We start from the raw sequence: 11,408 nt of genomic DNA, 5'->3' as shown, positions 1-11,408 counted from the left end.
GGGATGAGCGAGCGCATCATGATCAGCCACTACGAAAACAACTATCTCGGGGCGGTCAAGCGGCTCAACTCCATCGCCGATCAGCTCGCGACGATGGACTACGAGAAGACGCCCGGGTTCGTGGTCAACGGGCTCAAGCGCGAGGAGCTGATCGCGACGAACTCGATGATCCTGCACGAGCTGTTCTTCTCCAACCTCGGCGACCAGAGCAAGCCGGGTCCCGACCTGGAGGCGGCGATGATCCGCGACTTCGGCGGCGTCGAGCGGTGGCGGTCGCAGTTCACCGCCATGGGCCGCGCCGAAGGGGGCGGGTCGGGCTGGGTGCTGCTGACCTACAGCCCGAGGGACAAGCGACTGGTGAATGCCTGGGCGGCCGATCACACCACGACGCTGGCCGGTGGCACGCCCATCCTGGCAATGGACATGTACGAGCACGCCTACCAGATGGACTTCGGGGCGAAGGCCGCGAACTACGTCGACGTCTTCATGAAGGTCATCCGTTGGGAGACGGCCGACCGGCTCTACGGCGATCTCACTCGTGCCTGATCGAGGGCGGCTCGGTTTCGGGGCTGCCTCGGCCCGGCAGGTCGGCGACGGGCGATCCCGCCATCCTCGCGAGGATCTCCCCCAGGGTGACCGGCCGCCAATCCCAGCAATCGACGCCGACGTCGAGGCTCGTTCGGGTCGGCGGAATGCTGCCATGGGAATGGCCGTAGACGTGAAGGTCGCCGTGCCAGGCGTGGGGCCACGTCACGTGCGCGTAGTGGCTCAGCCAGAGTGCCTGCGGCTGGGGCATTCCCGGGTCCTGGACGAACACGCGCTTCACGTCGACGATGGGCCCCGCCCAGGTCAGGCGCTCCGCCAGTTCATCGTGGTTGCCACGGCAGAGGTAGATGCGACCGTTGAGGCGAGCCTGGACGGATGCGGCGTATTCCAGGTCGCACTTGTAGGCGAAATCCCCCAGGTGCCAGACGATATCATCCGGTCGGACGGCCTTGTTCCAGGCGGCGATCAGGGCCTCGTCATGAGCCTCGATGGTCTCGAACGGACGCGGTCGAGGCATGCGAGGGCTGAGTATGCTCTTATGCCCGAAATGGGTGTCGGCCGTAACAAGGGTTCTTGGCATTTCAGCCTCCGTAATGACGGAGGCCTTCTCGCGGTACGCGGCGCTCCGGGGTCAGGGGTGAGGGTGGGAGTCCCTGGCTTTCATCGGTCGCGCGCTCCTGGTGACGGTGGTGATCGCATCGACCCGCCCCGTCCGGCAACGGGCGGGCGCACGGGATCCACCGTAACGCCAACGCTTGGGCCGGTCCCGCATACGGTGACGGGTACCTTGCCGACGGCCCCGATGGAAAAATGGTCAAGGATTCCTTAATTCAAGGGAAGCGGACAAGGGGGAGCGCATCCCGCATTCCGTGTTCCTGCGGGTCGCATTCCATGCACCTCGACAGGGGTTCCCAGACCCTCCGGGCCAACCTGGTCCGCCCGAAACAAATGCGCTCCGTCGAGCGGCACTCCCATTCAGGTGATTGCCGACGGTTCCGCGTCCAAGGTGTGTGTCCGCGCAACGGTTCTGAGGACAACGGCGTTCTGGCTTCCGACCCGCGCCATCCTGGGTCCTAGGAGCACATCATGCTGGTTCGCCTTGGGTTTGGTCTCCTTCTCGCCACTGCCGCAACCAATGCCGCCATGGCCGCGCCGATGTCCGACGAGGACAAGGCCGTACTGCAGCAGCAGTGCGCCGGCGACTTCACAACCTTCTGCGCGGGTCTGCCGCCCGAGGACGGCCCCGAGACCCAGGCTTGTTTCCAGAAGAACATGTCAAAGCTGTCGCCGGGCTGCCAGAATGCCATTCAGGCCTACAAGAAGAAGGGCTGATCCCCAGGGGGCGACCCGCTGCGCGCGCCAGTCATTCCGTGGCGCGTCAAGGCCCTGAAGGGGGCTCCTTCCTCAAGCCCAAGCCGAACCTTCGCGCCGCCCGGACCGTAACCGGTTCGAGTCGCGAGGCTCCTGAAACCCGAAGGAAAAGACCATGTTTCGCAGATCGACGCTTATCCTGTTCTCCGCCCTGACGCTCACCGGGGGCATCCTCGGGACGTCGACGGCCGCCATGGCCGATCCGCCCTGGGCTCGCGGCGGCCGTGGCTTCGAACGGGGCGGTCCCCCGTCCTGGGCCCCCGCCCACGGGTATCGTCGCCATCGCGAGTTCGGCGGATACGAGCGGTCCTATCGCGGGACGCGCTACGACGAGGGCCGGCGCTACGGCGGGTACCGCAGCTACGACCGCTACGGCTACTGAGCCTTCCGATCCCGAAAACGACGTGAAGCCCGCCGGGACATCCCCCGGCGGGCTTCACGTCGAATAGGGTATCCGCATTCCGCTTTCGCCCTTTCAGGCAACCGGCCAACCGCCCGAAAAACCGGGCTCGGGCCGTCCATGTGTGCCGGCGGGAACCATGTCTGCCAAAACCGCTTCCGGCAGCCCTTGTGCCGACGCGATGAGCTAACCTCCTCGCGTCGGACAGATCGGATAGATCGGCGCTATTGCCCGACGGCGGAGTTGGTCGTGGTCGTGGACTTCACGGGCTTCGAACCGGGCTCATGCGTCATCGTCCTCGTGCGGGACCCCACGCTCTCGCCGTCCCGGACCTTTGTCTTGGTCTGCGACTTCGAGAAGGTCCCCCCGTCATGGGCCATGGCCTTCGCCTGCCCGTTCAGGCCGCCGTTGCCCGTCTCGCTGACGTGGGAACGGTCCATCGTCTTGCCGCCGGCCGCGCTTCCGCCGGTCGCGAGCGAGGAACCTGTTGTGCCATTGGCGCCCGTCGAGGTCCCGCCGGTGCCGACGGTCGAGGCGGATGTTCCGCCCACCGCGGCCGAACCCGCGGTGCCCCCGGTCGCGCTGCCCTTGGACTGAGCCAGGGCGAGGCCCGGCGAGAGCATCAGGCCGAGGACCGCAAAGGCGGAAAGCATCTTCTTCGTCGTCATGGGGACCTCACTTCCTGTCCTTGGGAACGGTGACGACGCAATCGCCGTCGCCCGTGGTGGTCATCGTGGTGCCGGAACCCGAGCTCGCCGTGGAACTGCTGGTCGCGCCATTGTTCGACCGGGTGGTGACCGAGTTGCCGCCGGTGGAGGAACTGTGAACGCCGTCAGGTCCGGCCGTGACGGAACTGGACACCGATCCGTTCCCCTTGCCGGCGTCCGAGTGGACGACCTTGCAAGGCTTGCCGTTCGCCCCCGTGGTGACCGTCGAGCTGCCGGAAACGCCATTCGGTCCTGCGGTCACGGTGCTGGTCTGGGCTTGGCTCACGACCACTCCGGGAAAAGCGAGGACGCCGACGAGAAACGGCAGGAAAAGGCGCGCCATGGCATGAGTCTCCTCGGAAGGGGATCGGGGGCGGCTCATCGAGCCGCCCCCGAGGGACCTTGGACCTGGCTGGGTTCAGCGCTTGTTGTGGCCGGGCGCGTTCTCCGAGTTGCCCGGGCCCTTCTTGTCGTGGCCGGCCGAGCCGGCGGATTTGCCGGCACCGTCGGACATGCCAGAGGACGAACCGCCGGTGCCAACGGTCGAGCCGGAGCCGCTACCCGTCCCGGCCGACGAACCGCCGGTTCCGACGGTCGAGGAACTCTTGCCGCCGCCAGCGGACGAACCGCCGGTGCCGACCGTCGAGGAGGTGCCCGAACCAGTCCCGGCGCCCGCCGACGAACCGCCGGTGCCCACGGTGGAGGAGCTGGTGCCGCCGCCTGCGGACGAGCCGCCGGTGCCGACGGTCGAGGAGGACTGGGCGAACGCCATGGCGGCTCCGCCGAGGACGAACGTCGTGGCGAGGGCGGCGACGCGAACGTGCTTCAACATGGTATTCTCCGGCTGCATCAGGCTGTACGAGGCGATAAACGGATGTTGTGGGAATACCGTTCCCAGGAAATTCAAGTTCTATCGGCAATCTGATGAAATGAACGTCAGATTAACAGGGTTGTCATTATTGACTTGTTGCGAAAACCAAAAAAGAGGCCTTGCAGGGGTAATGCTGCAAGGCCTCGCCTCTCAGTTTCTGAATTGATCGTCCGGGCCTTGCGAGCCGCGCGAGGGCAGCAGGATACCCGCTCCCCGGAGGCACTCAGTCCTTGCCGGCGACCTTGTCGGCGACGTGCTTGGCGCCGTCCTTCACGTCCCCGGTCGCCTTTTGGGCGTCGCCCTTGAGTTCCTGGGCCTTGCCCTCGGCCTTCAGCTTGTCGTTGTCCGTGACGTTGCCGATGCCCTGCTTGACGTTGCCGACGGCCTCGTTGGCGAGGCCCTTGATCTTGTCCGTCGTGCTGCTCATGGCGAGGTTCCTTAGTCGCGACCGGAGCGGTCCCGGGGCCCAGGAACGGCGGCCTGCCCGATTTCGTTGCAGCTCGGATATCCAGGGTAATCGCGGAACGGTTTGCAGACGCTGGCCATTCCAGAGCCCCGTTCCAAGACCAAAGGAGTTCCCCGATGCGTCGCCTCGTTCTCGCCCTCGCCGCCGTCACCGCCCTGACGGGACCCGTCCTCGCCAAGGACGAGGCGCCCACCCCGCCGGCCACCGTGAAGTTCGCCCCCGTTCCGCAGGATGCGGTCCTGAGCTACAACCTCATCGGCCTGAACGTGGTCGACGGCACCAACAGCAACGTCGGCGAGATCAAGGATCTCGTCATCGAGAAGGGCAAGCTCACCGGCTACATCATGTCGGTCGGCGGCTTCCTCGGCATGGGAGAGCGCTACGTCGTGGTGGATCCGTCCTCGGTGGCGCTGACCTACGACACCGGCGCCAAGAAGTGGAAGGCCTCCGTGAACGCCAGTAAGGACGCCCTGAAGGCGGCCCCCGAGTTCAAGTACGACGGCAAGTTCAAGCGCTGAATTCGGACACGGGAGCGCCTCGCGCTCCCGTCGCCTCAGGCCGTTTCGAGTTCGAGGGCGACGTCGTTGAGGTAGAAGGCGATCCGGGCCCCTGCGGCCTTGTCAGGTCCCGCAACGCTGAAGCCGACCGCCATGGTCCGGCGCTCGAACCGACGCAGCACGGACTCCGCCATCAAGGCGACCTCCCGCTCCGTCGATGCCCGCAAGGCGCGACGACCGTCCGGCGTCACCAACATCACGCAAAATGACCTGTCGTTCAGCATGGGCCCGTCCCCGGGAACGATTTGCCCGAGACCCGCTGGTTCGCGCAAGGCAAGGCAACGCCGGACCTGCGAAAAGCGATCCACGCAAATCCAGGACAAGATTTCATTCACTCGTGACCGAGCGGAGGCCAACGTCTCGTCGAGTGAGGACGGGGAGTGGCGCCCACTCTTCGTATCAACATGCCCGACGTCGTCTTTCGGCGCCATGGATCACGACCGAGAGGTTCCTGAAGTCGCCATGCCTCACTGTAGAACAGCGAATGAAAGCCGCGCAATAATCAACACGATTGCGTGATTACAGTTTAACTATCAATTTTTGTTTGGATTGTCTGATCGAAAGTAGGAGCATATGCTGGGTAGTAAGTCGATTTGACCGTTCGTTCCGTCGATGACTTGATGCTTGTCTCGTCCAGGGAATTCATCGACCTTCGGACGATTGACGGAGGCGACACCGTCGTCATCAACCTTGCGAGGGCCGACAGCCTGGTGGTCTCCCTCCTGATCCCACGCTCCGCGGTCGTCGGGATGATGCAGGCCTTCAGCGATTTGCCGGACGTCTCCAGAGCCTCGACGCCACCCTCCAAGGTGTAGGTGGCTCGCCTCGGTCCCGGTCACCCCCCGTCTGATCCCCGATAAGGGCGGCCCGGCCGTGAACACATCCTTCGAATTGGCTTCACGCCGGACCGGATTTTACGAGTTGTCCCGTCACGCCACCGCGATATCTGCGCGCTTCGCGGCGGGGTCACCGCGCTTCGGGAAGGCACGGCAAACACCGCTGCGGGGTCTTCGACGCCCGGATGCCGGGACAGTCGCAGGATGGGCGTTTGAACCCTTTTCCCGACTTTCGAATTACGTTTGTCCCGACCGAGCCGGAGGGGCGAGCCCGCATACGAGGGCGGCGAACGGACCGAGGAAACGCATGACCTTGCCCAGACTGGCGGCTTCCGCCCTGATGACGACCCTTTTCGCCATCCCCGCCGGCGCCTGGGCTGGTGAGGCTCCAAAGGCCATGCTGCACGGCAACTACTGCGGTCCTGGCAACAACGCTCCGCTCACGCCAATCGACGCCCTGGACGCGGCTTGCGCACGGCACGATGCCTGTACCCCGGACGACGGACCCGCCTCGAAGGCGTGCAACCTTCGCCTCCAGGCCGAGGCCGAGGGCGTGGCACAGGATGCAGGGCAGCCGGCTGACCTGAGGACGATGGCCGGAGTAGTCGCCTCGGGTGCCGCGATGATGCCGTCCGCCCCCGTCCCGCGGTCCGTCGCCCCTGTCGCGGCTCGTCCCGTCGATGACACCGCCACGGTGAGGCCGAACGGCGGCGCGGGCGACGACGTGGGCGAGGATGGGGAACCGCCCGAGTAACGCATGCCAATGTCGCATGCGGGTGAAGCCCGGACGAGAGCCTGGCCCGTTTCGAAAAATTTCGGCGCAACCGATTCCGGGGTTCCGGGTTCCTTCGGCGGAAAACCGGCGGCCAACCGTCGAAACGGAGGGGTTCGCCGTCCCTAAGGAAGGCCGCTTCCCGGCGGCAGAGGTTCTTTCAGGCGCATCAGGAGACGACACCATGTCCAACAAGCTTCTCTTCGCCATCGCCGCCGCGGGGCTGTTCGCCCTTCCGATGACCGCCCAGGCCCAGGGCACGCTTCGCGGTGCGGCCGAGGGCGCAGAGCGCGGAGCCGATGCGGCCGGTCCCATCGGCGGCATCGTCGGTGGCGCGGTCGGCGCCGCCGCCGGTACCGTGGGTGGCATCCTCGGCGTCGAGGACCGTCCGCGCTTCCGCTCCTACGTCCGCGAGCGCGGCGTCCGTTCGTACAGCTGGGGCGGCCCGGTCCAGGTCGGTACCGTGCTCCCCGACGACGAGGTCACCTACTACGACGTGCCCGAGGAGTACCGGGCTCGCCCTGGTTACCGCTACACCATCGTGAACGAGCGTCCGGTTCTGGTGGACCGCAGCCGCCGCATCGTCGAGGTCATCGACTGACGAGACCGGCTCCGGCGAGGCTCCGAGCCGACCTGTAAGGGGCCCGACCGGTCATGGCCGGTCGGGCCCCTGTCGTTTCGGTCCTTGGCGTTCCTCAGGTCGCAGCCGCATGGCGCGGCTCCATCCCGAGGCTACCGGCCAGGAAGGAGCGCGCCCGGCTGACACGGCTCTTCATGGTGCCGACCTGGCAGCCAATCAGTTCCGCTGCGGCCTCGTAGGTCATGCCCTGCGCCGCCACGAGCATGAGCGCCTCGCGCTGGGCGGCGGGCAGCTTGCCGAGATGCTCCCAGACCCTCCGCAGGTCGCTGCTGGCCTCCTGCGCCGCCGGCGCTAAGATCTTGCCGGCCAATACGCCGTCGGCATCCTCCACCTCGCGTTTCCGCTTGCGGCAGACGGTGTAGAACTGGTTGCGCAGGATGGTGCAGAGCCACGCCATCAGGTTGCTGCCTGACTCGAAGCGGTGTCGGTTGGCCCAGGCCTTCAACAGGGTCTCCTGCACGAGGTCGTCGGCCGCGGTCGGGTTGATGGTCAGCGATACCGCGAAGGCCCGCAGGCCCGGAAGGGCGTCGAGAAGCCCTGCACGGAAGGCATCCGGCACGGCCGGGGTGGCTGGGGTCGAGCCAACATCCAATTGAGCTATCAGTCCGAGGAGGGTCGGTGGCTGATCCTCATCGAGGATCGACGCATAAAGTGCCTTGAGCTCCATACCGAGATGAACCCTGACTGCCTCGGGTATCCCGCTCATGGACGCGACCTTGGTGGACGGCTTCGCCGGATCGTTTCCGGTGCGGTACGATACCCGTCCAAGGTTGCCAGCGATCATGCCTATTCCCCACCTCCACTTGACGGTGCGCAGCCCGGTCAATCCGGCAATGCGGTCGGGAGGTTCTGGCAAAATCTGCATGAATGCTGACTAACAAAGCCTTCATCCGATTGTCGGGAGAGCTTGGCCGCAACTGCCGCCACCGGTTGCGAAGTCGGGGTTCGGACCGATCACGCATCTTCGCGAAGCGGCGGATACGCTCCCCGTCCCTGCTCCATCAATGGGTTCCGTGATGTCCGTGAACCGGCCAGGGCTTTCGTAACCCTGGGTACCGATGGCTACGTCTCGCTTGGGGATGGCCGACCCGACCGTTACGAATAGGCTTCGCGTCCCATGTCGGTGGCGCAACGATGGGGCGACCTCATGGCCAAGGACGATCAGCCGGACCGGGTATAGCGGGAAACGACAGAAACGAACGGCAGGATCGCCGATGCCTTCGAAAAGCTGGCGACCAAGCTCCGGGGAAAATCCCGGAAGGCGGACGAGAAAGCACAGGCCGCCGCGAAGAAGGGAAAGCAAGAGGCCCTTCGCAGGCGTTCCGAGCTTTTCGCGCAGACGGCCAAGGAGCTTGAGGACAAGGGTGCCAAGCTGCGCAGGACCGCCGCCTGACGATATCGGTGGGTTAGAGGCCTGGGCGAGGCCGAAAACTTCCCGCGAGGCTCGGCGTCAGGTCATCGCGCCCGTTGCGCCGCCGTCGAGCCAAGATCCAACTCGGGGAGCGCCCGTAAGGTATCGGTATGCGGGTCTGAGACGAGAGCGGACGCTGAGCGGTCGCTCCCCTTGGAAATTTCGATAAGGAATCCGTTAACCATGATTCCATCATCTCGAACGCTTGGATAGGTTCGGCTTACCGCCGACCCATGATGACGCGCAGCTTGTCGGCGAGATCCTCGCGCCGGTAGGGCTTGCTGAGGAGCGGCAGGTCGGCCGGCACCCCGTCTGACCCGAGCGCTGAGGCGGTATACCCCGAAGCCAGCAGCACCCTAAGGTCCGGTCGCAGGCGCCGCGCCTCCACGGAAAGCTGTACTCCGTTCATCCCGCCCGGCATCACCACGTCCGAGAACATGATGTCGATGCGCTCCGGGCCTCGTAACCGCTCCAGCGCCGCCGCGGCGTGGGACGCGGTGACGGTCCTGTAGCCGAGTTCCCCCAGGCTCTCGACTGCCATGTCGAGTACGGCCGGCTCATCTTCAACAACAAGGATCACCTCGCCCTCCGTGGCGCGCCGCAAGGGCATGGGTCCTTCAGGACGAGCCGCTGCTGGTACGTCGGTGGAATGTGGCAAGTAGATCGAGATGGTGGTCCCGATGCCGACCTCGCTGGAAAGGACGACCTGGCCGCCGCCCTGTCGAGCGAAGCCGTAGACCTGGGACAGGCCGAGACCGGTTCCCTTGCCGACGTCCTTAGTGGTGAAGAACGGTTCGAAGGCCCGCGCCGCCGTGGCCGCATCCATGCCGAGCCCGGTGTCCGTCACGGAGACGCGCACATACTTCCCGGGGGCGAGATCCGGGAGTTCGGCATCGCGTTCCGTGGTGGTAGCGAGATTGTCGGTCCTGATGCGCAGCGTGCCGCCGGACGGCATGGCATCGCGGGCGTTCACGCCGAGGTTGAGGATCGCGCTCTCGAACTGGCCGGGGTCGAGGCGGACCGGGTCGAGGCCGGCATCGAGGTCGAACTCGACGGTGATGCTCTCGCCGACCGCGCGCTCCAGCAGCGTCCGGAAGTCCTTCAGCAGGCGGTTCGGGTTCACGGTCTCGGGCCGGAGCACCTGCCGGCGCGAGAACGCCAGCAGTTTTTCGGTCACCTCGGCACCACGGCGGGCGGCGGTCATCGCGGAGGTGGCGAGGCGTTCGACCCGCTGGGCGTTGTCCGGCCGCCGGACGATCATGTCTAGGTTGCCGACGATGATCGTCAGGAGGTTGTTGAAGTCGTGCGCCACGCCCCCGGTGAGCTGGCCGATGGCTTCCATCTTCTGCGCCTGGTTCAGACGCTCGTCCGCGTCGTGCCGGGCGGTCGTGTCCATGACGATGCCGGTCATTCCGGTCGCCGTGCCGGCCTCGTCGCGGTATGCCCTGCCCTTGAGGGAGATCCGGCGGACCGCCGCGTCGCCGGCCCGGACGATGCGGCATTCGAGGTCGAGGTCGCGGGTCGCGAGAGCCTGCGCGAACGCGATCTCGACGTCCGGCCGGTCCTCGGGCACCACATGGGCCAGGAACTCGTCCTTGCCCCACCGGGGCTGAAGGACGGCGTAGCCGAAGATGCGGTCGTGCCTGAGGCTGCGTCGGGATACGCCGGAAACGAGGTCGAACTCCCAATCCCCCATGTCGGCGGCGTCGAGGGCTATGGCGAGGTTGTCCTGCGCCAGCTTGAGCTCCGAACGCTGGCGCTCGCGCTCCTCGGCGGTCCGCTCCGCCCGCCGGTAGAGGTGGTCGACCTCGCGCAGGTAGACGCACAGGATGATGATCCCGGCGACGAGCGCCTCGATCCGGCCGGCGAACCATCCGAACGTCCCGCGGGCGGCTCCGGTCAGGGTTACCATGTTGTCGAGGAGGAGCAGGAACAGCGAGACGGCGAGCCAGAGCTGGAGCACGGTTCGCAAGCGGGTGGTCCAGCACACAGTCGCCAGAGCTGCGAGGGTGAGGACCACCACGGCAGGGCCGGTACCGGAGGTGGTGAGCGGCCAGTAGCTGTCGCCGTCGACGCTGGTTGGCAGCATATCGACGTATGCGACGACTCCCACCGTTATCGCCGCTACGGCCACGAAGGTCGCGACCGTGGTAGCGATGCCGATGGGGACGACCCTGTCGGGTGCAACGGGTGGATACCGGCCATCGCCTTCCAGGATCGCGTAGGGAATGGCGAAAAGCGGGGGGCCGATATGCCAAAGGGTCCAGAGCCACGTGGTGGTGGCCGGCCCGCTCCCAAGGATGCGGCCGACGCCGAAGACGTTCGGGAAGGTCAGCAACTGCGTCGCGACGATCAGGGTCGTGTAGAGGCTGCCGGCTCCGAGGATCAGCAGGGGCGCCGACCGGGTTCGCCGGTATTGCGAGAAGAACAGGTAGGTCGTGACCGCGTAGGTGACAATGAGGGCGGCTTGGTAGCTCGGGACGAAGCCAGGCATCGGCGCCATCGCAAGCGAGGCGAACGGGAGCATCGCGACGGACAGGACGGCGAACGCGAGGCAGACCACGACCGCGAAACGGCGCTGGCTCGATCCGGGGGCGGTGGTCGCGAAGGTTGTCGGTCGGGCGGTGAGGTCGTCCTGTCTCAACGTCGGCTCCAGACCATGCGGAGCCGAGGCGAGGTCGCTTCGGCGTCGAGGCGTATCTTGAATACTACAACTTCGCGTCACATCACACGTGAACCCTTCGGATCGCCGAGCCGAGGCCGGTCCGCGCCTATCTGGAAGCCCTTGTCACGAGGCGGATCGATCCATTTCGCCCATCTCGGCTCGCCCC

14 protein-coding genes are annotated in these 11,408 nt (G+C 66.0%); 6 read left to right on the top strand and 8 right to left on the bottom strand.

Annotation, left to right across the window (positions count from 1 at the left end; translation table 11 throughout):
- The first annotated feature begins 3 nt into the window (after positions 1 to 3).
- Positions 4 to 546: a superoxide dismutase gene (locus MFF01_RS11245; protein ID WP_238225371.1), complete on the top strand. Its 543-nt coding sequence runs from the start codon at positions 4 to 6 to the stop codon at positions 544 to 546.
- On the opposite strand, the gene MFF01_RS11240 is transcribed toward MFF01_RS11245, so the two are convergent.
- Complete coding sequence (locus MFF01_RS11240) at positions 533 to 1,126, bottom strand: metallophosphoesterase (RefSeq protein WP_238225351.1); 594 nt, start codon at positions 1,124 to 1,126, stop codon at positions 533 to 535. The two genes, MFF01_RS11245 and MFF01_RS11240, sit on opposite strands and share 14 nt — an antisense overlap.
- Before the next feature lie 506 nt (positions 1,127 to 1,632).
- On the opposite strand from MFF01_RS11240, the gene MFF01_RS11235 reads away from it, so the two are divergent.
- Positions 1,633 to 1,878 carry a hypothetical protein gene (locus tag MFF01_RS11235; protein ID WP_238225349.1) on the top strand — a complete coding sequence of 82 codons (246 nt, stop codon included), beginning with the start codon at positions 1,633 to 1,635 and terminating at the stop codon, positions 1,876 to 1,878.
- Positions 1,879 to 2,032: 154 nt separating this feature from the next.
- Positions 2,033 to 2,299, top strand: coding sequence for a hypothetical protein (locus tag MFF01_RS11230; RefSeq protein WP_238225347.1), 267 nt, complete (start codon positions 2,033 to 2,035; stop codon positions 2,297 to 2,299).
- A 242-nt stretch (positions 2,300 to 2,541) separates the two neighbouring features.
- Here the strand turns inward: MFF01_RS11230 and MFF01_RS11225 are convergent, their stop codons facing one another.
- The 4 genes from MFF01_RS11225 to MFF01_RS11210 form a co-directional block, all read right to left on the bottom strand.
- Positions 2,542 to 2,985, bottom strand: a complete 444-nt coding sequence (locus MFF01_RS11225) for a hypothetical protein (protein WP_238225345.1) — start codon at positions 2,983 to 2,985, stop codon at positions 2,542 to 2,544.
- Between the two features lie 7 nt (positions 2,986 to 2,992).
- Positions 2,993 to 3,367 (bottom strand): glycosyl hydrolase, encoded by a 375-nt coding sequence (locus tag MFF01_RS11220; protein WP_238225343.1) that lies wholly within the window; start codon positions 3,365 to 3,367, stop codon positions 2,993 to 2,995.
- Positions 3,368 to 3,442: 75 nt separating this feature from the next.
- On the bottom strand, positions 3,443 to 3,856 hold the full coding sequence (locus MFF01_RS11215) for a hypothetical protein (RefSeq protein WP_238225341.1): 414 nt from the start codon (positions 3,854 to 3,856) through the stop codon (positions 3,443 to 3,445).
- 262 nt (positions 3,857 to 4,118) lie between these two features.
- Positions 4,119 to 4,322 (bottom strand): CsbD family protein, encoded by a 204-nt coding sequence (locus MFF01_RS11210; RefSeq protein WP_238225339.1) that lies wholly within the window; start codon positions 4,320 to 4,322, stop codon positions 4,119 to 4,121.
- 155 nt (positions 4,323 to 4,477) lie between these two features.
- On the opposite strand from MFF01_RS11210, the gene MFF01_RS11205 reads away from it, so the two are divergent.
- Complete coding sequence (locus MFF01_RS11205) at positions 4,478 to 4,879, top strand: PRC-barrel domain-containing protein (RefSeq protein ID WP_238225337.1); 402 nt, start codon at positions 4,478 to 4,480, stop codon at positions 4,877 to 4,879.
- Positions 4,880 to 4,914: 35 nt separating this feature from the next.
- Here the strand turns inward: MFF01_RS11205 and MFF01_RS11200 are convergent, their stop codons facing one another.
- On the bottom strand, positions 4,915 to 5,142 hold the full coding sequence (locus MFF01_RS11200; RefSeq protein ID WP_238225335.1) for a hypothetical protein: 228 nt from the start codon (positions 5,140 to 5,142) through the stop codon (positions 4,915 to 4,917).
- 919 nt (positions 5,143 to 6,061) lie between these two features.
- Here MFF01_RS11200 and MFF01_RS11195 point away from each other — a divergent pair.
- Positions 6,062 to 6,508: a phospholipase A2 family protein gene (locus MFF01_RS11195; protein ID WP_373319731.1), complete on the top strand. Its 447-nt coding sequence runs from the start codon at positions 6,062 to 6,064 to the stop codon at positions 6,506 to 6,508.
- A gap of 202 nt (positions 6,509 to 6,710) precedes the next feature.
- Entirely contained in the window at positions 6,711 to 7,127 is a 417-nt protein-coding gene (locus tag MFF01_RS11190) for a DUF1236 domain-containing protein (RefSeq protein WP_238225333.1), read from the top strand.
- 94 nt (positions 7,128 to 7,221) lie between these two features.
- On the opposite strand, the gene MFF01_RS11185 is transcribed toward MFF01_RS11190, so the two are convergent.
- Both MFF01_RS11185 and MFF01_RS11180 read right to left on the bottom strand, forming a co-directional pair.
- A complete protein-coding gene (locus MFF01_RS11185) occupies positions 7,222 to 7,950 on the bottom strand; it encodes a sigma-70 family RNA polymerase sigma factor (RefSeq protein WP_373319730.1) in 729 nt (242 codons plus the stop codon).
- Between the two features lie 847 nt (positions 7,951 to 8,797).
- Positions 8,798 to 11,221: an MASE4 domain-containing protein gene (locus MFF01_RS11180; protein WP_238225331.1), complete on the bottom strand. Its 2,424-nt coding sequence runs from the start codon at positions 11,219 to 11,221 to the stop codon at positions 8,798 to 8,800.
- Positions 11,222 to 11,408 lie beyond the last annotated feature (187 nt).

The organism is Methylobacterium adhaesivum (genome assembly GCF_022179065.1).
GTDB classification, from domain to species: domain Bacteria; phylum Pseudomonadota; class Alphaproteobacteria; order Rhizobiales; family Beijerinckiaceae; genus Methylobacterium; species Methylobacterium adhaesivum.
The sequence above is the reverse complement of the archived record's forward strand: the minus strand, read 5'-3'. Positions and strand labels throughout refer to the sequence as shown.

Coding starts and splice junctions, on each gene's coding strand:
- MFF01_RS11245 (WP_238225371.1), top strand. CDS start 4: ATGAGCGAGCGCATCATGATCAGCCACTACGAAAACAACTATCTCGGG.
- MFF01_RS11240 (WP_238225351.1), bottom strand. CDS start 1,126: ATGCCAAGAACCCTTGTTACGGCCGACACCCATTTCGGGCATAAGAGC.
- MFF01_RS11235 (WP_238225349.1), top strand. CDS start 1,633: ATGCTGGTTCGCCTTGGGTTTGGTCTCCTTCTCGCCACTGCCGCAACC.
- MFF01_RS11230 (WP_238225347.1), top strand. CDS start 2,033: ATGTTTCGCAGATCGACGCTTATCCTGTTCTCCGCCCTGACGCTCACC.
- MFF01_RS11225 (WP_238225345.1), bottom strand. CDS start 2,985: ATGACGACGAAGAAGATGCTTTCCGCCTTTGCGGTCCTCGGCCTGATG.
- MFF01_RS11220 (WP_238225343.1), bottom strand. CDS start 3,367: ATGGCGCGCCTTTTCCTGCCGTTTCTCGTCGGCGTCCTCGCTTTTCCC.
- MFF01_RS11215 (WP_238225341.1), bottom strand. CDS start 3,856: ATGTTGAAGCACGTTCGCGTCGCCGCCCTCGCCACGACGTTCGTCCTC.
- MFF01_RS11210 (WP_238225339.1), bottom strand. CDS start 4,322: ATGAGCAGCACGACGGACAAGATCAAGGGCCTCGCCAACGAGGCCGTC.
- MFF01_RS11205 (WP_238225337.1), top strand. CDS start 4,478: ATGCGTCGCCTCGTTCTCGCCCTCGCCGCCGTCACCGCCCTGACGGGA.
- MFF01_RS11200 (WP_238225335.1), bottom strand. CDS start 5,142: ATGCTGAACGACAGGTCATTTTGCGTGATGTTGGTGACGCCGGACGGT.
- MFF01_RS11195 (WP_373319731.1), top strand. CDS start 6,062: ATGACCTTGCCCAGACTGGCGGCTTCCGCCCTGATGACGACCCTTTTC.
- MFF01_RS11190 (WP_238225333.1), top strand. CDS start 6,711: ATGTCCAACAAGCTTCTCTTCGCCATCGCCGCCGCGGGGCTGTTCGCC.
- MFF01_RS11185 (WP_373319730.1), bottom strand. CDS start 7,950: ATGATCGCTGGCAACCTTGGACGGGTATCGTACCGCACCGGAAACGAT.